The organism is Sphingomonas cynarae (assembly GCF_039537815.1).
GTDB lineage: Bacteria > Pseudomonadota > Alphaproteobacteria > Sphingomonadales > Sphingomonadaceae > Sphingomonas > Sphingomonas cynarae.
In genome coordinates, this window is the sequence record NZ_BAABBF010000001.1 from 491,544 (window position 1) to 513,447 (window position 21,904).

18 protein-coding genes are annotated in these 21,904 nt (G+C 65.9%); 10 read left to right on the plus strand and 8 right to left on the minus strand.

The annotated features are described in order from the left end of the window. Positions 1–156 precede the first annotated feature (156 nt). From ABD719_RS02280 to ABD719_RS02295, 4 genes are read left to right on the plus strand one after another with little or no spacing between them, the layout of a single operon-like run. Positions 157–873 (plus strand): SapC family protein, encoded by a 717-nt coding sequence (locus ABD719_RS02280; protein ID WP_344691739.1) that lies wholly within the window; start codon positions 157–159, stop codon positions 871–873. After that, positions 866–1,897: a cupin-like domain-containing protein gene (locus ABD719_RS02285; protein WP_344691740.1), complete on the plus strand. Its 1,032-nt coding sequence runs from the start codon at positions 866–868 to the stop codon at positions 1,895–1,897. The genes ABD719_RS02280 and ABD719_RS02285 overlap by 8 nt, the downstream gene beginning before the upstream one ends. Then, positions 1,894–3,384 (plus strand): tryptophan halogenase family protein, encoded by a 1,491-nt coding sequence (locus tag ABD719_RS02290; RefSeq protein ID WP_344691741.1) that lies wholly within the window; start codon positions 1,894–1,896, stop codon positions 3,382–3,384. The genes ABD719_RS02285 and ABD719_RS02290 overlap by 4 nt, the downstream gene beginning before the upstream one ends. A 9-nt stretch (positions 3,385–3,393) precedes the next feature. Beyond that, complete coding sequence (locus ABD719_RS02295; protein ID WP_344691954.1) at positions 3,394–4,446, plus strand: LacI family DNA-binding transcriptional regulator; 1,053 nt, start codon at positions 3,394–3,396, stop codon at positions 4,444–4,446. 28 nt (positions 4,447–4,474) lie between these two features. Here the strand turns inward: ABD719_RS02295 and ABD719_RS02300 are convergent, their stop codons facing one another. The 4 genes from ABD719_RS02300 to ABD719_RS02315 form a co-directional block, all read right to left on the minus strand. Then, complete coding sequence (locus ABD719_RS02300) at positions 4,475–4,696, minus strand: hypothetical protein (protein ID WP_344691742.1); 222 nt, start codon at positions 4,694–4,696, stop codon at positions 4,475–4,477. Further along, positions 4,693–4,947: a hypothetical protein gene (locus tag ABD719_RS02305; RefSeq protein ID WP_344691743.1), complete on the minus strand. Its 255-nt coding sequence runs from the start codon at positions 4,945–4,947 to the stop codon at positions 4,693–4,695. Before ABD719_RS02305 ends, ABD719_RS02300 begins: the two co-directional genes overlap by 4 nt. Positions 4,948–5,070: 123 nt before the next feature. Next, positions 5,071–6,108 carry a LacI family DNA-binding transcriptional regulator gene (locus tag ABD719_RS02310; RefSeq protein WP_344691744.1) on the minus strand — a complete coding sequence of 346 codons (1,038 nt, stop codon included), beginning with the start codon at positions 6,106–6,108 and terminating at the stop codon, positions 5,071–5,073. A gap of 64 nt (positions 6,109–6,172) precedes the next feature. Continuing rightward, the gene (locus tag ABD719_RS02315) at positions 6,173–7,624 is read right to left on the minus strand and encodes an MFS transporter (RefSeq protein ID WP_344691745.1); all 1,452 of its coding nucleotides are present in this window, start codon (positions 7,622–7,624) and stop codon (positions 6,173–6,175) included. A gap of 146 nt (positions 7,625–7,770) precedes the next feature. Between ABD719_RS02315 and ABD719_RS02320 the strand changes: the two genes are divergently transcribed. From ABD719_RS02320 to ABD719_RS02345, 6 genes are all read left to right on the plus strand, one after another. Continuing rightward, complete coding sequence (locus tag ABD719_RS02320; RefSeq protein WP_344691746.1) at positions 7,771–9,957, plus strand: TonB-dependent receptor; 2,187 nt, start codon at positions 7,771–7,773, stop codon at positions 9,955–9,957. Positions 9,958–10,021: 64 nt separating this feature from the next. Then, positions 10,022–11,179 carry a glycoside hydrolase family 68 protein gene (locus ABD719_RS02325; protein ID WP_344691747.1) on the plus strand — a complete coding sequence of 386 codons (1,158 nt, stop codon included), beginning with the start codon at positions 10,022–10,024 and terminating at the stop codon, positions 11,177–11,179. Beyond that, on the plus strand, positions 11,176–12,345 hold the full coding sequence (locus ABD719_RS02330; RefSeq protein WP_344691748.1) for a serine hydrolase domain-containing protein: 1,170 nt from the start codon (positions 11,176–11,178) through the stop codon (positions 12,343–12,345). Before ABD719_RS02325 ends, ABD719_RS02330 begins: the two co-directional genes overlap by 4 nt. Positions 12,346–12,359: 14 nt before the next feature. Next, positions 12,360–13,295 (plus strand): alpha/beta hydrolase, encoded by a 936-nt coding sequence (locus tag ABD719_RS02335; protein WP_344691749.1) that lies wholly within the window; start codon positions 12,360–12,362, stop codon positions 13,293–13,295. 148 nt (positions 13,296–13,443) lie between these two features. Continuing rightward, positions 13,444–15,087 carry an AMP-binding protein gene (locus ABD719_RS02340; protein WP_344691750.1) on the plus strand — a complete coding sequence of 548 codons (1,644 nt, stop codon included), beginning with the start codon at positions 13,444–13,446 and terminating at the stop codon, positions 15,085–15,087. 146 nt (positions 15,088–15,233) lie between these two features. After that, the gene (locus ABD719_RS02345) at positions 15,234–15,422 is read left to right on the plus strand and encodes a hypothetical protein (RefSeq protein WP_344691751.1); all 189 of its coding nucleotides are present in this window, start codon (positions 15,234–15,236) and stop codon (positions 15,420–15,422) included. A 170-nt stretch (positions 15,423–15,592) separates the two neighbouring features. Here ABD719_RS02345 and ABD719_RS02350 read toward each other — a convergent pair whose 3' ends face one another. The 4 genes from ABD719_RS02350 to ABD719_RS02365 all read right to left on the minus strand — a co-directional run bounded on the left by ABD719_RS02350 (position 15,593) and on the right by ABD719_RS02365 (position 21,789). Beyond that, positions 15,593–17,668: a putative bifunctional diguanylate cyclase/phosphodiesterase gene (locus ABD719_RS02350; RefSeq protein ID WP_344691752.1), complete on the minus strand. Its 2,076-nt coding sequence runs from the start codon at positions 17,666–17,668 to the stop codon at positions 15,593–15,595. Further along, positions 17,665–18,177, minus strand: coding sequence for a GAF domain-containing protein (locus ABD719_RS02355; RefSeq protein WP_344691753.1), 513 nt, complete (start codon positions 18,175–18,177; stop codon positions 17,665–17,667). The genes ABD719_RS02350 and ABD719_RS02355 overlap by 4 nt, the downstream gene beginning before the upstream one ends. Positions 18,178–18,602: 425 nt before the next feature. Then, positions 18,603–20,270, minus strand: a complete 1,668-nt coding sequence (locus ABD719_RS02360) for an MFS transporter (protein ID WP_344691754.1) — start codon at positions 20,268–20,270, stop codon at positions 18,603–18,605. Positions 20,271–20,292: 22 nt separating this feature from the next. Continuing rightward, a complete protein-coding gene (locus ABD719_RS02365) occupies positions 20,293–21,789 on the minus strand; it encodes a DcaP family trimeric outer membrane transporter (RefSeq protein ID WP_344691755.1) in 1,497 nt (498 codons plus the stop codon). Between the last annotated feature and the right edge of the window lie 115 nt (positions 21,790–21,904).

Consider the following 21,904-nt stretch of genomic DNA (forward strand, 5'->3'; position numbering starts at 1 on the left):
CCGCCGCGACGAACGGAGCGAGCCATCGTCGTGCGATCGATGGCTCTTTTCGTCTTGCCGCGGTGGCGGCAAGGGATAGGGCTACCCGTGCGGGACAGCCGCGTCCGCGCCCCGGCGCGGACATGGGCAGGCCACCGACGACTGGATAGGATCGATATGCCGGATCACGCCCTCCTGACCGCCGCGACGCATGGCGAGACGCGTGTCCACCACGACCGCGGGGCCGCATTCGGCGATGCGGTCATGAGCTGCCTGATCGTTCCCGACGAGTTCCGGCGGGTGCAGGGTGATTACCTGATCCTGTTCCGCCGCCATATCGAGGATGGATCGACCGTCGCCCTCGCGCTGTTCGGGTTCGAGAATGGCGAGAATCTGTATCTGTCCGACGGTGGCTGGGATGCCGGCTACATCCCGCTGGCGATGGATATCCAGCCGTTGCTGATCGGTGCGCCGCGGCCGGGCGACGAGGGCGCGCAGGTCCATATCGACATGGCGAGCCCGCGGATCGGCTCGACCGGGGGATCGCGGCTGTTCGACGAAAATGGGCGGCCCTCGGCGTTTCTCGAAGACCGGATCGAAAAACTGGGGGCGCTCGATGCCGGCTATCGTACCAGTGCCGCCTTCTTCGCCGCGCTCGATCGACACGAACTGCTCGAACCGCTGACGCTGGAGGTGCCGCTGGACGACGGATCGATCAACAATCTGGTCGGCTTTCACGTCATCGACGAGGAACGCCTGCGCGCGCTCGATGCCACCGCGCTGGACGATCTGCATCGCGGCGGGCATCTGATGCCGATCTTCATGGCGCTGGCGTCGCAGAGTCACCTGCCGGGGCTGATCGCCCGCAAGAACCAGACGCTGGGCGATGACTGACCGGGGTACCGATATCTTCGCGGGGTTGCCGCCCGTTCCCGAACGCGTGGTGGCGGATGCCGCGGCGCTCGACGCGGCGCTGCGGACCGCCGATCGCCCGTTCGTCGTTCGTGGCCTGATCGCCGACTGGCCGCTGGTGCAGGCCGGGCGGCGATCGGCGGCGGCGGCGCGACGCTATATCCTCGACCATCGCCGCGACGTGCCGTTCACCGTCTCGGTCGGCGCGAACGGCAGCGACGGCCGTTTGTTCTACGATGCGGCGATGGCGATGAACTTCGCCACCTTCAAAGCGCGGCTGGACGAGGTGTTCGCGCATATCGACACCGGCGAGCGGAGCGGCGACCCCCGGCCGATCTACCTCGCCTCGATCGACATGCAGGGTTATTTCGATGGATTGCACGAGGCGAACCATGTCGATCTCGGCGACCGCGCGCCGCTGGCCAGCATCTGGATGGGGACGCGGACGCGGATCGCCGCGCATAACGACGTTCCCGACAACCTCGCCTGCGTCGCGGTCGGCCGGCGGCGGTTCACGCTCTTCCCGCGCGAACAGTTCCGCAACCTGTACCTCGGCCCGATCGACAATACCCCGGCCGGGCGTGCGGTGAGCATGGTGGATTTCCACGCACCCGATTTCACCGCCCATCCGAAGTTCCGCGATGCCCTGCGCCATGCACAGGTCGCCGAACTTGAAGCGGGGGACGCGCTCTATATTCCGGCGATGTGGTGGCATCATGTCGAGGGGCTGGCGACGTTCAACGTGCTGGTGAATTACTGGTGGCGGACGACGCCGCGCTGGCTGGGGCAACCGCAGGACGCACTCAACCACGCGATCCTCGCGGTGCGCGACCTGCCCGAGGATCAGAAGAGGCACTGGCGCGAGATGTTCGACCATTATGTGTTCGACAATGACGAGGCGACGACCGCGCATATCCCGGAACAGGCGCGCAGCATCCTGTCGACGCTGACCGCGGAAAGCGCGGGGCGGCTGCGCGCCTTCCTGTTGCGGGCGCTGAGCCGATGAGCGGCGAGGCACCGGTCCGCCGCATCGTCATCGCCGGCGGCGGCACAGCGGGGTGGATGGCGGCGGCGGCAATCGCGCGGACGATGGGGCGTACCGTCGACCTGACGCTGGTGGAATCGGACGCGATCGGCACCGTCGGCGTGGGGGAATCGACCATCCCGCCGCTCGTCACCTACAACCGCCTGCTGGGTATCAACGAAGCCGATTTCATGCGGGCGACGCAGGCGACGTTCAAACTCGGCATCATGTTCGACGGCTGGAAACAGGCGGGCGAGAGCTATTTCCATTCCTTTGGCCTGACCGGCAAGGATCACTGGTCGGCCGGGTTCCAGCACTTCTGGCTCCATGGGCGGGAGAAGGGGCATACCCAGCCTTACGACGATTATTGCCTCGAACTGCTGGCGGCGGCGGAGGGACGGTTCGCGCATCTGCCCGACGAGGGGATGAACTATGCCTATCAGCTCGATTCGACGCTGTACGGCCAGTTCCTGCGCCGCATGGCGGAGGCGGACGGCACGCGGCGGGTCGAGGGGCGGATCGCGCGGGTCGACCTCGATGGCGAGAGCGGCGATATCGCGGCGCTGGTGCTCGAATCGGGTACGCGGATCGAGGGCGACCTGTTCCTCGATTGCACCGGCTTTCGCGCCCTGCTGATCGAGCAGGCGCTGCATGCGGGGTTCGACGACTGGACGCATTACCTGCCTTGCGACACCGCGATCGCGGTACAGACCGGGAATGTCGGGCCGCCGCCGCCCTTCACCCGCGCGATGGCGCACGATGCGGGCTGGCAATGGCGCATTCCGTTGCAGCACCGCACCGGCAACGGCATCGTCTATTGCAGTCGTTACCTCGATCATGACGCGGCACTGGAGCGGCTGCTCGGCAATCTGACCGGGCCGGTGTTGACCCAGCCCAACAGGCTGCGCTTCGTCACCGGCGCAAGGCGCCGGCAATGGCATCGCAACTGTATCGCGATCGGCCTGTCGGGCGGGTTCATGGAGCCGCTGGAGTCGACCAGCATCCACCTGATCCAGCGGGCGATCCTGCGCCTGATCCGGATGATGCCGGCGGGGCCGGTCTCTCTACGGGATATCGCCGAATTCAACGACCAGCAGCATCAGGACATGTTGCAGATCCGCGATTTCCTGATCCTGCACTACAAGGTCACCGAACGCCGCGACAGTCTGTTCTGGCGGCAATGCGCGGCGATGGATATCCCGGACACGCTGGCGCAGAAGATCGAGCTGTTCCGCGAAACCGGGCGCGTCTTTCGCCGCAACGAGGAGTTGTTCGCCGAGAACAGCTGGGTGCAGGTGATGATGGGCCAGGGGATCATGCCGCAAAGCTGGCATCCGATCGCGAGCAAGCTGCGCGACGACGAACTGGCGACGCTGTTGCAGTCGCTGCGGGATTCGGCGCGGCGGACGGTGGCGGGGTTGCCCGCGCACGGGGCCTATGTCGCACGCTACTGCGGCGCGTCGCGTTAACCCGTGGCGATGTCGAAACGACGGCAGTCGGTGACCATCAGGCATGTCGCGGCCGACGCTGGCGTATCGTTGCAGACGGTCAGCCGGGTGGTCAACAAGGCCCCGAACGTCCGGCCGGAGACGGCGAGGCGGGTGCAGGAATCGATCGACCGTCTGGGCTATGTGCCGTCATTGGCGGCCCAGCGGATGGCCGGCGCGCATTCCTATTTCATCCTCGCGCTCAACGATCGCGAACGCACGATCGCCGACTGGCGGGCACGGCAGGGTACCGACTGGGTCGACCAGATGCTGCTCGGGGGCATGCTGACCTGTGCCGAACATGGCTATCGCATGATCATCGAACTGGTCGATACGCATAGCGACCATCTCGACCGCGAACTGCTCGCCGCGATCGCCGCGGTACAGCCGGACGGCATCGTCCTGACCCCGCCGCATTCGGGCAATCGCCAGATCGTCGATCTGCTGGAGGCACAAGGGATCAGCTTCGCACGGATCGGTTCGGTGCGACCGGGCGGCGGGATCAAGCTGACGATGGACGACGAACGCGCCGCCAGGATCGCGACCGAGCATCTGATCGGGCTGGGGCATCGCCGGATCGGCTTCGTCGCCGGTCCCGCCGATTACGAACTGAGCGGCTGGCGCATCGACGGCTGGCGTGCGGCGATGGAGGCTGCGGGTCTGCGCACGGACGATCTGCTTGCCATCGGCGACTTCAGCCATGCATCGGGGCAGTCCGCCGCAGGGCATCTGCTCGGGCTGGACGACCGCGTGACGGCGCTGGTCGTGAGCAACGACCAGATGACGCTCGGCGCGTTGCTCGTCGCCGAGGAGCAGGGCCTGTGCGTGCCGGCGGACCTGTCGCTCATCAGCTTCGACGATACGCCGTCGATGCGCTATGCCAATCCGCCCTTGACGGCCGTCGTCCAGCCGATCGCGGCCGTATCCGCCCGCGCGGTGCAACTCATCATCGAGCAGCGACGGACCGGACAGACTCCCGCCACGCCGGTGGTCCTGCCCGCGGAGCTCGTGTTCCGGCAGAGTACGGGGCCGGCCCCGCACTGATCTCCGCCATCGCTGTCGATGGTGTCGGTCAGCCGGCACCATCGTCATCGTCCGCCCGCGCCTTTACGCCACGACCGACCAGCAACGCCTTCAACTGGCGCTGGATGCTGATGCCGCCGAGATGCTCATGGATACGGTCATGCCTTTCGGCACTCAACTGCACCCGGATTTCCTCGACGGAATGGCACGCCCCCGACCGGGCCAGCTGGAAGGCGCGCTCGATGGTGCCGACGTTCCTGTCCCCGCTCATGCCTCCAGTCCCCGCTGACGCAGTTCGGCGGACAGGGCATCCGCCTCCGCATCGCCGGATTCCCGGCTCGAGCGCCCATAGGCATCGACCAGCCGGTCATCGGACCATGCGGCTTCGATGGCGTGGATGTCGGCACGGCAGGATGCGATCGCCTCGCCGTCATCGGTGACGAACCCGGGGCGTTCCATTTCGAGCAGGGTGTTCCGCAAGACGCGTAGGCGAGCGATGTCGCGAGTGTCATGATCGTTCATCGCCCGACGGTAGGCCATCCTGACGGTAAGGAAAGCACGGCATCATTGCTGTCGATCAATGGCGGCGTCGCCGCACGTCAGCCACGCATCACCGCGATCCGGTCCCGGGAGCGGTGGTTGCCGTCAATCGGGCGCGGAATCCCTCGTGATCAATTCCACCGGCAGGACGGTCGAAGGCGTGTCGATGCCTTTCATCCGCTGGAACAGCAGATCGACGAGCGTTTCGCCCATTGCCGCGACGTCTTGACGCACCGTCGTCAGCGACGGGCGGGCCTGAACCGCGATGTCGGTATCGTCGAAGCCGACCACTGCGATATCGTCGGGGCATCGCAGTCCGCTCGCCTCGATCGCACGGATCGCAGACCAGGCGATCCCGTCCGATGCGGCGAAGACGGCGTCGAAGACCACGCCGGAGGTGATCGCCGCGGTCACGCGGTCATGGGCCTCGCTGCCGGTGAAATGAGCGGGAATGGACAGGGCGGGATCATGGTCGATCCCATGCCGGGCAAGCGTGTCGATATAGCCGGCGAAGCGCCTGTCCACCTGCGGCAGCGTGGCGGGGCCGATGAACAGGATACGGCGCCGGCCCGAGCGGATGAGGTGTTCGGTCGCCAGCCGCCCTCCCTCGTAATTGTCCGAACCGACCGAGCAATAGCGTTGGTCGGGCAGTTCGCTGCCGCCCACCACCATCGGCAGAAATTCCGATGCGGCAAGGTTCAGGCTTTCATGCTGGTCGCTCTGGCCGACGATGATGTACCCGTCGGCCCGTTGCGAGCGGATCAGCCGCTGCAACCAGAGCGCATCGGGTGCGGGTTCGCGGACGAGCAGGATGTCGTAGTGGCGTCGTGCCACCGCGTCGGCCATATGGCCGAACAGCCGCAGGAAGAACGGGTCCGTCACGAGCTGATCCGTCTCGTGACCGAGCGGCACCGCCACGCAGATGGTCATGGTCAGGCTCTGCCGCAGGTTGCGGGCCGACCGGTTGACGACATAGCCGTGTTCGGCCGCGATCGCCTCGATCGCATCGCGGGTCTGCTCGGGAATCTTGGCGCTGCCGGCGAGCGCACGGGATACGGTCGAGGCGGACACGCCCGCCAGGCGGGCAATATCTGCCATCTTCAGGGGATTCGTCCGTGCCGTACTCGGCTTTTTGTCGGTCATGGCGCTTCTATAGGCCTGCTGGCGATTCTGGGGAGACGTTGCGACATAAGAAACAGGCGCATAGTCAAGCGACTACCGCGGATGCCCGCCGTGTCGACAGCCCGGCCAGCACCGCCGCATGTCGGGCACGCGTCAGCTTGTACCGCCATAGAAAGGGGATCGCGGCAAGGCACAGTATCGCCGAACCCGGCCCCCATAACAGCCCCATGCCCAGCGTGGTGCCGGCAGACAAGGTGGCCGGCGTGCCACCATCGGCACCCGCGGAAAAGCCGATCGCCTGAAGGCCGACACCCGCCACGAACGCCCCCAGACCGGTAGCGGCCTTTGAACCGATCATCAGCGCCGCCGCATAGAGCGCCTCGCGACGCATGCCGAAACGGAGATCGTGTTCGTCCACGGCATCGGCGATCATCGAATAGAAGCAGACGAAACACATCGCGCCACCCGCGCCGAAGATGGCGCCGTTGCCGACCACCAGCACCGTGGCGACGAACGACCCGGGAGCGATGACGCCGGTCGTAGCGAGCGCAACGATCACCGCCGGGTAAAGCGCGATCACCACCAGCGCGCCGATCACGCCGTCGCGCTTTTCGATCCGGCCGAGCAGGAGACCGGCCGCGACCGTGCCGAGCAGCATACCGACCGGCTGGATCAGGAGCGGAAGCTGGATCAGGTTGCCCGGCAGTTTCCAGAAATAGCGCAGGGCGTGAAGGCCGATCGCGCTCGCCATGCCCTGCCCCACCAGTGCCAGTACCGCGCCGGTGAACAGGAGGACGAAGGACGGGTTCCTGAACAACTGGGCAATTTCCGCGAGGAAGCCGGTTGCGTCGTCATGATCCGATGTTTCGGGCCGGGGCAGGGTCAGGACGCCCCTGGCGATGCCCAGAACGCACATCGTCCCGAACACTGCGAGCAGGACGGCCACCAGCAGGCCGAGCGACGGATATCGGCCATGATCCTGCAAGCCGTTCTCGCCGGCGAAGATGATGCTGAAGGAGGGGACGAGAATGGCGGCGAAACCGACGACGAGGAACAGCGCCCGAAAGGTGCTGAGAACCGAGCGCTCGCGGTAATCGTCGGTCAGTTCCGCATTCAGGGCGGAATGGGGCAGCGCGAAGACGGACAGGCCGATCCGCAGCATCAGGTTCAGGATCAGGACGTATCCGAACAACAGGCCGGAACCCAGCCCGCGCGGCAGCGAAAACAGGAGCAGCGCTGCGATCATCATCGGCGGCAGCGCGGCGACCATGAACGGCAGCCGTCGTCCCCAGCGCGACCGCCAGCGATCGGAGAGGCGGCCGATAAAGGGGTCCAGCACGCCATCGATCGCCAGCGAGACGAGAAAGATCGCACCTGCGGCGGAACCGGACATCCCGCAGACGGCCGTCAGGTAGAAGAGCAGGAACGTGTTGATCGCGCCGTCGACGATCGCATTGATCGCCTGACCACTGCCATAGAAGAATTTCAGCGCCATCGGTACGGATCGGGCCGGTTGCGGCAATGCGGTACTTATCATGCGCCTCTCCATGGCTATGCCGAATCAGATCGGCCGTGACTCGCATGCCGCTTGACAGTCGAGCAATCGTTTGCCTAATAATGGACAATCGATTGCACGTACAAGTGCAACTTGGCTCTGATTCGCCTCAAGGAGAGGGAAAGACAATGCTTCACAAGCATATCGCCGCATTGGCCGGCGTCGCCATCAATGTGATGGCCGTTGCCACCGCCGCGCAGGCACAGACCACCACCGCACAGACCACCACCGCACCGACCCCGACGGCCCCGCCCGCGTCCCCGGATGCAGGCGCGCAGGCGGCCGAGGACGCCGCCGCGCAGGACATCGTCGTCACCGCATCGCGACAGGGCGCGCAGGCATTGCTGCAGGTACCGTTGGCGATCCAGGCGTTCAGCGGCGAGCAGCTGGTCAATCGCGGCATCCGCGAGCCCACCGATCTGGTCAGCGCCGTGCCGGGCGCGTCGCAGGGCGAACAGGTCGGTTCGGTCATCAAGACCTTCAGCCTGCGCGGCGTCGGCGCGGCGGGCGGGGTCGGTGACTCGCCGATCGGCTATTATATCGACAACGTTCCGTTCGCGATCCCGAACACGCCGCTTGCCCCGCCGATCCGCTTCGTCGACCTCGACCGCGTCGAGGTGCTGCGCGGCCCGCAGGGGACGCTTTATGGTCAGGGTTCCGCCGGTGGCACGATCATCTTCCACACCCGCGATCCCAACCTGACGCGGGTGGAGGCGCGCGGCGAAGCGTCGATCTCGACGATGAGCGATGCGGGCAAGCCGGGCTATTCGGCCTCGGCCGCCGTGTCGATCCCGGTGATCGACGACAAGCTGGCGATCCGCATCAGCGGCGGATATGACAAGCGCCCGGGCTATGTAGACATCTATGGCGGCACGCCAGCGACGGGGCCACGGATCGCCAAGGACGCCAACGTCATCACCAGCCGCGACGTCCGCGCGGTCGTGCTGTTCAAGCCGGTCGACGCGATGACGATCCGGGCACAGGCGGCACATTTCGAGCCCCGGCAGGACTATACCCAGAGCATCAATTCGCTCGATCCGCCCCAGCAATGGTTCACCGGCGGCGTGAAGGGGAACGAGCGGGGCAATTTCGACCTCTACAGCCTGTCGCTCGAATATGAGGGCGAGGTCGCCAACCTCTCGTCGTCGACCAGCTATCTGAACGCCGATTTCTCGTACCTCGCCGGGCAGGATTTCGGGCCGCTCGGCACCGGCTCCCTGTTCAACGGCACGACCGGCGACAGCGTGACCCAGGAAATCCAGCTGCGCTCCGCCGGTAAGGGGCCGTTCCACTGGCTGGTCGGCGGCTTCTTCCAGGATGCGAAGTCGACCTTCGCTTTCGATGCGAAGCTGACGGCGTTGACGCTGAGCGGCTTCAACACCACGCGCACCCGCAATTATTCGGCGTTCGGCGAGGTCAGCTACGACCTGCTCGGCGGCAAGGTCGTACCGCTGTTCGGGCTGCGCTATTTCAAGGACAACCGGACGCTGGAAGCCGCATCGGCCCTGACCGGCAGTGGGTTTGGCCGGACGCGACCCGACAAGGTCACCTATCGCGCCAACGTCTCCTATTTTCCGAACGACGACCTGACCGCGTTCGTGACCGTGAGCACCGGGTTCCGCAGCGGGATCACGCAGACCGACTTCCAGGCGGGCGTGCTCCAGGCCAGCGGGATTCCGGGGACGACGGCGCTCAGCCCCGATACGCTGACCAATTACGAGGCGGGGATGAAGGCAAGGCTGCTGGACGGTGCCGTGCAGGTCGGGTTGAACCTGTACCGGATCGACTTCAAGGATCTGCAGTTCGGCCTGACGCCGTTCGGCATCGCGGCGTTCGCCAATGTCGGCGAGGCGCGGACGACCGGCGTCGATGCGGAAATCCGCTGGCGGACACCGGTGCGTGGCCTGAACATCGGCGTCATCGCGAACGTCAACGACAGCAAGTTCGGTACCATCCTGCCCGCCGTCTCCGCCGGGCTGCCGAACGTTACCAGTGGCCGCCGCCTGAGCAACACGGCGAAGTATAATTACCGGATCGACGCCAATTACGACCGGTCGATCGGCAACGGCCTGCAACTGGTCGCGAACGCCTCGGCAGCGCGGACCGGCAACCGGCTGATGTACGACGGCTACGACGTCGGCGCCTATTCGCTGTACAACGCCAGCATCGGCATCCGGCGCGGTCCGGTGGAGCTGACGCTGTTCGGCGAGAATCTGGCCGACGAACGCGGGCCGAGCTTCGTCCGCAACAGCCTGTTGCTGGCGGGTCCGTTCCCGCGGACGATCGGCCTGCGGCTGCGGGCCAATTACGAATGACGCGTCATCTTCCCGTCTGGCCCTCGCGCGCCGATATCCCGCTATCGCCGAAATCGAGCCGGTCATGAACGCACCCACGCTCTGGACCCGCGCGCATCTCGACGCGCTGGCCGCGCGGTCCTGTCCGACCGCGCCGGTGATCGCGGCGGGGGAAGTCGTTCCCGTCGCGGCGGGGATCGGCGTCTGGGACGCATGGCCGGTGCAGACGCTCGACGGTGCGATCCATCGAACCAAGGACGGTTTCGAATTATGGCTGGCGCTGGCCACGCCGCTGTTCGACGATCCGGACCAGCGCCATGATCATGCGCGCATCCACCTGTTCCGCCGCCGGGGCGACGAATGGCAGCATGCCGGCCCGGCGATGCCGGACGGATTCTCCCCTGGCAGTCGCGAATGGTCCGGGTCCGCCGTCATCGATGCCGCCGGGCGGGAGGTGACGTTGTTCTTCACCGCGGCCGGGCGCCGGGGAGAGGCGGCGACGTCGTTCGAACAACGGCTGTTCGCGGCCGAGGTGTCATTGATCGACGATGACGGCGCACCGGTGCTGACCGGCTGGCGGGACCTGCGCGAGGTCGTGGAACGCGATCCGGCATTCTACATGCAAACGATCGACCCCGCCGGCACCATCGGCAAGATCAAGGGGTTTCGCGATCCGGCATTCTTCCGCGATCCCGCAGACGGTGCCGCGTATCTGCTGTTCACCGGATCGGACGCCACCGCACGATCCGATTATAACGGCGTGATCGGCATCGCCCGGGCAAAGGGGGCGGCGTGGCAGATCCTGCCGCCGATCATCACCGCCAATCACGTGAACAACGAACTGGAACGACCGCACGTCATCCATCATGCCGGGCTGTACTATCTGTTCTGGGTGACGCAGCGTCACGTCTTCGATCCCGAGGGACCGACCGGGCCGACCGGGCTGTACGGCATGGTGTCCGACGATCTGTTCGGGAACTGGCAACCGCTCAACGGATCGGGTCTGGTCTTCGCCAATCCGGATCAGGCGCCGGCACAGGCCTATAGCTGGTTCGTGTTTCCCGATCTGTCCGTGACCAGTTTCGTCGACAACTGGGGCGGGGGCGATGGGCGCCGTTTCGGCGGCACGTTCGCACCGTTCCTTCACCTGCATCTCGAAGGGCCCCGGGCCTCGCTTCGGGAAGGCGCCATGACGAGGGACGTTATGACAGGGAACGCCATGACAGGGAGTGTCGGACGATGACGACCGGCAATGCCGTGCATGGCTGGGCCGATCCCGATTTCGCGGAATGCCTCTATGCGTTCCGCGACAATGTCACCGGTGGCGGGGAATTGGGGGCGGCGTGCGCCATCTATCGACACGGCAAACCCGTGCTCGACGCATGGGGCGGCATCGCGGATCGGCGAACGGGCACGCCATGGACCCGCGACACCGCCGTGCCCGTCTTTTCGGTGACCAAGGGAATCGCGGCGCTGTGCGTGCTGGCGCTGGTCGAACGCGGCCTGATCGATCTGGATCGGCCCGTCAGCACATATTGGCCGGAATTCGGCAGCGAGGGCAAGGACCGGGTCACCGTCCGCGAGGCGCTGGCCCACCGCGCCGGCGTGCCGGTGATCGGGGGGCCGGTCGATCGCGCGCAGCTGGTCGATCCGATCGGCATGGCCGCGCGGCTGGCTGCGGAAAAGCCCTTGTTCACGCCGGGATCGGCCCATGCCTATCACGCGATCACGATCGGCTGGATCACGTCCGAACTCACCCGGCGGGTGACCGGAGAATCGATCGGGACATGGCTTCGCCACCACGTCGCCGGCCCACGATCGCTCAACATCGCGATCGGACGGACGGACGCGGACGCCAGTCCCGTCGCCACGGTCGACGTGCCCCCCGAACACGACACGCCCGACATCGATCCCAACGACCTGATGGCACGGCCGATCAGCATGAACGGCCTGATCGTCCCCCGCATCAGCGGCGTGGCCGCGCTGGTGAACGATCCCGCGATCCAGCGCGCCGAACTGGCGGGGGCGAACGCGATGGTGGACGCTGCCTCGCTTGCGAGGCTTTACGCCGCGACGCTCGATCCGGTCGATGGCGAACGGCTGCTGTCGGCCGCGACGGTCGCCGATGCATGCACGATCATGTCAACGGGCGACCAGTGGGGTGGTATGCCCGGTCCGACCTGGGGCGCGGGCCTGATGCTGCCGGGCGGTGTCCAGCCGATGCTGGGTGACGGGTCCTATGGCCACGACGGCATGGGCGGATCGCTGGCCTTCGCGCATGCGCCGTCGGGCATCAGCTTTGCCTATGTCCGCAATCGCGCCGGCCGGTCCGGCGTGGTCGATCCGCTGGTCTATCGCATCGTCACGCGTCTGGCCGACACGTTCGGCCTTCCACTTCCCCGGCTCTGAAAAAGGCTCCGATCATGCCACTCGACCCCATTTTGCAGAATCTTCTGAACCAGATTCCGGCCGTGCCGCCGGGCCCCGTCGACTATCCGGCATTGCGGCAGATGTCCGCCGCCTTCATCCCGATGCTCGCCCCCCCGGCGACTCTCTCTCCCATCGGCAGCATGGAGGAACTTTCCATCGATGGCGCGGGCGGCCCGATCCCGCTCCGGATCTATCGCCCGGTCGGCGACGCCGCGGGCATCGTCCATTACATGCACGGTGGCGGCTGGGCGCTGGGCGACCTGCCGTCGGTGGATCATACCGCGCGGCGCTTCTGTCACGAACTGTCGATGGTGATCGTCACCAGCACCTATCGGCTGGCACCGGAAAATCCGTTTCCCGCAGGGTTCGACGACAGCCTGCTGGCGGCCCGCTGGGTCCTTGCGCATCGCGTCGAGCTGGGCGGGGAAAGCCTGCCCACGGCGATTGCCGGCGACAGCGCGGGGGGCAATCTGGCCGCGGCGATCGCCCTGGCGCTGCGTGATGCCGGGGATGCGTCGTTCGACGTCCAGGCCCTGCTGTACCCGGCCGTCGATTTGCGGGAGGACGCGGACTATCCGTCGCGGCGTCGCAATGCCGATCCGACGCTGAATGCCGAACAGCTCGGCACCTATATCGACGATTATGCCGGCGGTTCGGACCTGTCCGACCAACGCCTTTCGCCGCTGGCGGCGGACAGTGTCGCCAACGTGCCGCCCGCGCTCATCGTCGTCCAGTCGGTCGATCCGCTGCACGACGAGGCGGTCGCCTATGCCCATCGCCTGCAGGAAGCGGGGGTGCGGGTCGAACTGATGGAATTCGACAACATGACGCATGGCTTCGTTCATCTGTCCGCGCTCGTACCGGCGGCGGCGGCCGCCACCGCAGAGGTCACGGCACGGCTGCGCGCGATGATGACCACGATCGACTGACGCTATGACGTGCGATCCCGGCGGCTGACGCTTCTGCACAGGGTATGATGATGACATTGCTTCCGGCATCGACAAGCGGGCGAGGGGGGCGGCAGATCGCCGTGGAAACCCTGGCCGCATTTGTGATCTTCGTATCCGGGCGCGGGCGATGACGGATCTGTCCTACGCGGCAGGTCCGTCATCGGGGACGATTCCCGACGGCACGATCGCCATGTGGCTGGACGCGGCAGCGGTGCAGGCACCGGACGGTCCGGCGATCGTCGTGCCGTGGCAGGATGTCCGCTGGACATGGGGCGAGTTGCGCGACCGGGTCGAGGCGGTCGCGAAGGGGCTGATGGCGCTGGGGCTGCAGACCGGGGACCGGGTCGGCATCTGTGCGCCCAACTGCATCGAATGGGTCCTCGTTCAGCTGGCGACCGCCCGCCTGGGTCTGGTGCTGGTGTCGATCAATCCCGCCTATCGCTCGCACGAGCTGGGACATGCGTTGCGTTTGTCGGGCATTCGCGTCCTCGTCACCGCATCGCGCTTCAAGACCACCGATTATGTCGGCATGCTGGCGGAACTGATGCCCGCAACGGCAGGGTCGACGCCGCCGCCGCTGTTCGACATGGCGCTGCCCGATCTGCGTCACGTCATCGAGATCGGGGGATCGCCGGTCGCAGCGAGGATCGGTTTCGATGCCATGGTGGCGGCCGGCCACGACATGGTCCTGCCGCCGTCGCCACGCGACACGAACGCGCCGATCAACATCCAGTTTACCAGCGGCACCACCGGCGCGCCGAAGGGGGCGACGCTCAGCCATCGCAACCTGCTGCACAACGCCGTCAGCGCCGGGGCGGGCATGATGCTCACCGATCGCGATGTGCTGTGCATCCCCGTCCCGCTCTATCATTGTTTCGGCATGGTGCTGGGCGTGCTCGTCTGCCTCGTCACCCGTGCGACCATGGTCTTCCCGGGGCCGGCATTCGATCCGGCCACCGTGCTGGGTGTCGTCGAGCGGGAGCGGTGTACCGCGTTGCACGGCGTGCCGACGATGTTCCTCGCCATGCTGGACCATCCGGACTTCGCGCGGTTCGACCTGTCCAGCCTCAGGACCGGGATCGCGGCCGGGGCACCGTGCGCGCCACCGATGATGCGGCGGATGATCGCCGACATGCATCTCGGCGACATCACGATCGGCTATGGGATGACCGAAACCAGCCCGCTCAGTACGCAAACGCTGGCCACGGCGGATATCGAGACGCGCACCGAAACCGTCGGGCAGATGCTCCCGCATTTCGAGGGGCGGGTGATCGACGATGCCGGCGCGATCGTGCCGCTGGGCGACGTAGGCGAATATTGCTCGCGCGGGCCGGGGGTCATGCTCGGTTACTGGAACCAGCCGGATGCGACGGCGGCGGCGATCCGCGACGGATGGATGCATTCGGGCGACCTCGCCACGATGGATGGCGACGGTCGCATCAGGATCGTCGGGCGGATCAAGGACATGATCATCCGCGGCGGCGAAAACGTCTATCCCGCGGAAGTCGAGGGATTTTTGCTGACCCATCCCGACATCATCGACGCAGCGGTGTTCGGCATCCCGGACGATCGTTTCGGCGAACAGGTCTGCGCCTGGCTTCAGGTGCGCGGCAACATCGACGGCGAAGCGGTACGCGACTGGTGTCGTGGCAAAATCGCCCACCACAAGATTCCGGCACTGATCCGCATCGTCGATGCGTTTCCGATGACCGTTACCGGCAAGATTCAAAAGTTCGTCATGAGGGACGTGATGGTATCCCCTGATCTGTGATAGCGGAATAATTTACAGACCATCGAAGATCGGGAATGTCTTAACCGGACAAAGGCGGCAAGCCGGCAATAATACCAGGAAGCGGGCATCACGGCGGTACGCCACGCCGGACGCGCATACGCTAATTTGATGAAGAAAGCCTCCGGATGGATGTTTGGCATTACAAAGGGCAAAACACGCTTCATGCGCTGACCAGCGATGAAGACGGTGCCAATCTGCCGGCGGAATTGGGGCCATGGACATTGGTCGGCGTGGCGGAGTTGCTCGACGAAGGCGAGGATGAGCAGGACGCGGCCTTGCTTGTCAGTGAATACGGCTATTGCTGCTTTGAATAGCTGCCGGACGTTTCACAGCCGGCCGCGTCTGTGAGGCGTGGAAGCCGAGCAGGGGGAAGCGAACGGTGACCGGGCCCGTGATGGTGCCGCAACATTCCCCGGCATTCACGGGTGATGTCCCATTCGTCGCGGCGGCTACCGGCCTGGTCCGAACGCCGTCTGCGAATGCATCAGAGGGCCTTGGCGTGGGTCCGCGCTCTTGCTGCGTTCGCGTCGACCGTGTGGGGTTTCAGCATCATCATCCGTTTGACGTGTTCAGGGTCGACGAGTCCAGGTGAGGGTCGGCCGATGATGTAGCCCTGAACCGCAGAGCATCCTTCCCGGGCAATGATCGCCAGTTGCGACGGCTGCTCGACCCCTTCCGCCAGCACCGCCATGTTCAATGTCCGGCCCAGCGTTGCGACGGATCGCAGGATCAGGACCGCCTGTTCGTCATGGTCGATCTCCGCGACGAACGAGGCATCGAGCTTGATGCAGTCGAACGGAAACGATCGCAGCACGTCGAGGGAAGAATAGCCGGTGCCGAAATCGTCGAGCGCGATCGCGATCCCCATCGCCTTCAGCGCCTGCAGCTGCCCGAGCGCGAATTGACGGTCATCGATGATGGCGCTTTCGGTCAGTTCGAGCATCAGCCGTTCGGCGGGAAGTCCGCTTTCCACAAGGGCTGCCCGTACGGTCTCGACCAGACGGGGATCGCCAAGGTGTTTCGGCGACAGATTGACCGACACGACATGCCGGTTCGGCCAGAGGGCCGCCTCGACACAAGCCTGACGCAATATCCAGATGCTCAGCGGGACAATCTCGCCACTTTCCTCCGCCAGCGGGATGAAGCAGGCGGGCGAGATCATGCCCCTGGTCGGGTGGTTCCAGCGTACCAGCGCCTCGTAACCCTTTATCTCGCCTGTCGGGAGCGATGCCTGGACCTGGTAATGGAGTTCGAACGCCCGGGTCTCGATCGCATTGCGGAGATCGGCGACGAGTTCGCGGCGGGCACGTACAGCATCGTCCATCTGCGCGTCATAGAAGCAGGGCTCTGGCGAATGGGCGGCCTTGGCCCGGTACATGGCAAGGTCGGCCTTTGCGAGCAGCGCGTCGGCATCGAAGCCATCGTGATGGGCCAGCGCCACACCGATATTGGCACCGATCGAGGCGCTGAAGCGGTCGAACACGAACGGGTTATCGAAAGCGGTGCGCAGCCGCGCCAGAAACCGCGTCAGGTCGTCCGGTTCCCGATAGGATATGACCGCGGCGAATTCATCGCCGCCCAGCCTCGCCACGCACTCTCCCGGCTGCAGATTGGCCGAGAGCCGGGCCGCCAGCGCCATCAGCACCTGATCGCCGGCCTGATGGCCATAGGTGTCGTTGACGACCTTGAACCGCGAGAGGTCGAGCATCGCGACCGCCATGCAACCGTATCCGCCCTTCACCTTGAACCGGCGTTCCAGTTCCTCGTTGAAACTCATCCGGTTGGGGAGGTCGGTCAGGGCGTCATGAAGGGCCATGCGCCGCAGCCGGCGATAGGATTCGCCCCGGGTGTGACCATCGATAAGGGCACTGATCGCGGCACAGCCGACAACGATCCCCGCTGCCACCGCCGTCGTGACCGCCAGCGTCGTCATGGTCAGATCGGACAGCCCGTCACCCAGCTTCAGCACGGCGATGCTCATCGCCGCCATGCCCGTGAAATGCAGCGCCGCGACGGCCAGGGCGAGTAGCCCGGCGGCGCTCACGCTGCTGCGGACACCACGCCCGCGAAGGACGTGAAACGCGGCCCCCGCAATCAGCGTGGACAGGGCGACCGACGCGGCGACATACCGCCCGTCCCATGTGACCAGCCCATCGACCCGATACGCGGTCATGCCGAGATAGTGCATGATCGAGATCGCGATGCCGACGATCCCGCCACCCAGCAGGCCCGCCCATCGCCGTCGATGGACGGCGATCGCCAGCCCGGGTGCCGCCAGCGTGATGGCGGCGAGCAGGGAGACGAGCGTCAGTACCGGGTCGAGCACCACCGGCGCACGCGTGCGAAACGCCATCATCGCGACGAAATGGGTCGCCCAGACCATGGTACCCGTGCCAACTGCCGTCAGCACGACCCAGCCGAGGCGGCTATATCCCCTGGTCGATCTGATGCGGCCGGAAAGCTGGATGGTCGCCGCCGACCCCACCAGCGCGACCAGAAGCGCCAGGATCACGAGGCGCAGGTCGTGTTCCTGCACAATGCACCACGCCACGCGCATCATGCCGCATTGCCCCAGATGTCCAGCCGGGCGTCGAGCGCTGTCGATGCCTGGCGTGCGAGGCCGACCAGATAGGCGGTTTGATCCGCCGATGCGGGGGGACGCCTGACGGTATCGATCACACACAGCGTGCCGACATCGATACCACTCAGCAGCCGCAACGGCGCGCCGATATAGTAGCGGACCCATGGATCGCCCGTCACACCGGGCAAAGCGGCGAAGCGGGCATCCACTTCGGGATCGCAGCATTCCAGCACGCCGGGGCGATCAAGCGCATAGGTGCAGAAGCTGTTGCTTCTGGCCATGCAGTCGAGCGGGAAACCATGGCTGGCCATGATCGACTGCAGGTCGTCATGGATCAGGGTCAGGGCAGCGATGGGTGCGTTGAACGCCAGCGCTGCATCATCGGCAAAGCGGGTGAAGCCAGGTTCCCCCGATGCATCATGGATGGAGAGGCCGTGCGCGACGCCGGAACGACGCCGCTCCCTGAACAGGTTCTTGAACATCAGCATCCCGATACCACCGCTGTCGCAGCGATGATAAGGCTTGGAAATTAACAACTTCCGTACCGGCGCGATGGCGGCTTGCGCCATGGCCTACCTGCATGGCGGCATCCATGTGGCACAAGCCGGGTTATCGGCGCGGGAGAGTGGGGCGGTCGCTGCGGTATGTCGCATACTTGCCGACCGGATGTCCCGTTATCGTCCGTTGAATATATCCGCCGATCGCGATCGGCCGTACCGCTCGGTCACCTGGACTTCGCCTGGGGGAAGGCGTTCTGCCGAGGGTCAGACCGTCAATGGGGTGGGTGAGCATCGGGCTGGTGTGTGGACAGCCTGCGGTGTCGGAGGCGCAGGATCAGCGATGCGACGTTCCATGACCCGAGGGCGATGAACGGGGACGCTGACGCATGGCGCGCCGGCGTCCCCGTGCCCTGTCAGGCGTTGATGTCGCGCTTGAAGGTTTCGGGCAGGAACAGCAGCCCCAATACCAGCGTCACCACCGCCAGCACCACCGGATACCAGAGCCCGTAATAGATATCCCCCGTCGCCGCGACCATCGCGAAGGCGGTGGTCGGCAGGAAGCCGCCGAACCAGCCATTGCCGATATGATAGGGCAGGGACATCGAGGTGTAGCGGATGTTGGTGGGGAACAGCTCCACCAGCAGCGCCGCGATCGGGCCGTAGACCGCCGTCACCAGCAGCACCATGAAGAACAGGATCGCGATGACCAGCGGCGTGTTCATGCCCGCCGGATCATATTTGGCGGCATAGCCGGCCGCGGCGATCGCGCCCTTCAGTTCGCCCTGATAGGCGGTGATCGCGGCCGCGCGCGCCGCCCCGGTCACCTGCGTCGGATCGGGCGCGGTGAAGGTCTGCTGCCCGATGCGGATCTGCGCGACGGTGCCGGCCGGCGCCTCGATATTGGTGTAGTTGACGCCGTTCTTGGCAAGGAACGACTTGGCGATATCGCAGCTCTTGCTGTCGAACTTGTTGCGGCCGATCGGATCGAACTGCACCGAGCAGTCGGCGTCGTGGCTGACGACGGTGATCGGCGAGGCCGCCTGTGCCGCCGCCAGTGCCGGGTTGGCCGCCTGGGTCAGCGCGCCGAACAGCGGGAAATAGGTGAGCGCCGCCAGCGCGCAGCCGGTCATGATGATCGGCTTGCGCCCGATCTTGTCCGACAGCCAGCCGAAGATCACGAAGAAGGGCGTGCCCAGCGCCAGCGCCACCGCCATCAGCACGTTGGTGGTCGCCCCGTCGACCTTCAGCATCTTTTCGAGGAAGAACAGCGCATAGAACTGGCCGGTGTACCACACCACCGCCTGACCCATCGCGGCGCCGAACAGGGCGATCAGCACGATCTTGAGGTTGCCCCAGCGGGCGAACGCCTCCGTCAGCGGTGCCTTGGAGGTCTTGCCCTCGTCCTTCATGCGCTGGAAGGCGGGGCTCTCGGCGAGCTGGAGGCGAATCCATAGCGATACGCCCAGCAGCAGGATCGAGATGATGAACGGCAGACGCCAGCCCCATGCCGCGAACGCCTCCTCGCCCAGCAGATAGCGCAGCCCGATCACCACGAGCAGCGCCGCGAACAGCCCGAGCGTCGCAGTCGTCTGGATGAAGCTGGTATAGAGGCCGCGGCGATGCTGCGGCGCATGTTCGGCGACATAGGTCGCGGCGCCGCCATATTCCCCGCCCAGTGCCAGCCCCTGGAGCAGTCGCAACAGGACCAGCAGCAGCGGCGCGGCGACCCCGATAGAGGTGTAGGAGGGCAGCAGGCCGACCGAGAAGGTCGACAGGCCCATGATCCCCATCGTGACGAGGAACGTGTTCTTGCGTCCGACCAGATCGCCGATCCGCCCGAACACCAGCGCGCCGAACGGCCGGACCGCGAAACCCGCCGCGAACGCGCCGAGCGCCAGGATAAACCCGGTCGTCTCGTTCACCCCCGAGAAGAACTGCGCCGAGATGTAGGTGGCGAGCAGCCCGTACAGGTAGAAATCATACCATTCGAACACGGTGCCCAGCGACGAGGCGATGATGACCTTCTTGTCGCTCTGGAACGTCGCGCCCGGATCGGTCGCCCCGTCATATGTCGTCGCCATCGCGCCGCTCTCCCTGATTGTTTTAAAAACCGAACTTGAATGCGAATTCCAGGCGGTCGAGCGCCCCGGTGTCGCCCGACAGCAATTCGTGGACGGCGTGCCGGTATTCGACGCCGATGTCGAAGCCCTTGCCCGGCGACCAGAACAGGTTGGCCGCCCCGCCATAGGATCTGGCGTTGGACAGGCCGGTCACCGCGATGCCATCGGGATAGTCGGCCGACTGGTAGCTGCCCATGAAGGTCGAGCGGATCGTATCGGTCCAGCCGATCTTCAACGCCGCAAAACCGGCGAAATTGTCGATCCGTGCCAGCCGCTGCACCGTCCCGCCGAAAATGGCATCCGGTACGTATCCAAGCCCCAGATAACGGCCGATCCCCTGACCATAGGTCGCCATGACGCGCAGGTCGTTGCGTCGTCCGATGGGGATCCTGCCCGATCCCGACAGCCCCCAGCCGAACGTCGAATGGCCGACGCCCAGCGTGTCGGTGCGAATCTCGCGCGCGATGCCGGCCAGCGCGAATTCGCCCAGCGACGCCTTCCAGTTGATCCGCGCGACCATGTCGGGCAGCCGGTCGTCGTCGGTATCGACCAGCGCGGGGTTGGTCGGCAGCGCGGTCTGCGTGGTGGCGTTTTCGGCGGCGACCTGCAGCGACAGGCCAGGGCGCAGCGGGATCGTGTAGCGGATCAGCGCCTGCCGGTTGAACACGGTGCCGTCGAGCGGCCCGACGAAATCGGTGGTTTCGGGCAGCACGCCGAGGTTCTGGAAAGTCGACCATTCCTGTCCGACGAGCAGGTTGCCATATTCGATGAAGCCACGCCGGAAGGTCGGTACATAGGGATTGGTCGCCCGCTGCGCGCCGACCGGCGCGGTCGCCAGCGCGAAGTCGAACTCGACCAGCGTCTTGGCCTCGATGCCGTTGACCGGCGTCGCGGTGCTGAACACCAGCCGCGTCTGACGTGCTGAAAACAGCAGGTCCTGGCTGGAGAAGCCGCCGCCGACGGGAATCTGCTGCGGCAGGAAGAACTCCTTGCCCAGACCACCGACCGCGACCTCGCCGTCGCTGTACCGGCTGCCGATCACGTTGAGGCGGACGAAGCCGCCCAGCTTCACCGTCGTGTTGCCCATCCGGAACCCGTCGTTCGACGCCGTCGCCGTGCCGGTGGCGGCGCTGTTGGCGGTCGGACGGCCGGCGATGCCGCTGTTCGCCACCTGCGGATTGGCCGCTTCGCGCGTCGGGCCGGATGCGACCGCGACGGGTGCCGGTTGCGTCGGGGTGGAGGGGGCCTGTGCTGCCTGTACCGGCGGCGGTGGCGAAGGGAAGGTGGCCGCCGTCCCGCGTCGCCCGGCCAGTTCGGCACGGAGATCGACCACCGCCTGTTCGAGCATCTTCAGCCGCGCCTCCAGCGCCGCTTCGCGCGCGCTGACGTTTTGGGCATGTGCCGGGATCGGCGTGAGGGCCAGCGCGGCGACGCCCGACAGCGCCCATGGCCGTGGCATTCGATATGCGCGCCCGCTCATCCGCCTCTCCTGCCGTGACGGGGCGTACCCGTGCTTTTCTTGCAGGCATCATCGCCCAGCGACTGGTGCTGTGGAACCGCGATAAACGTCGTATACCGCTCGCCGCCGCCAGTCC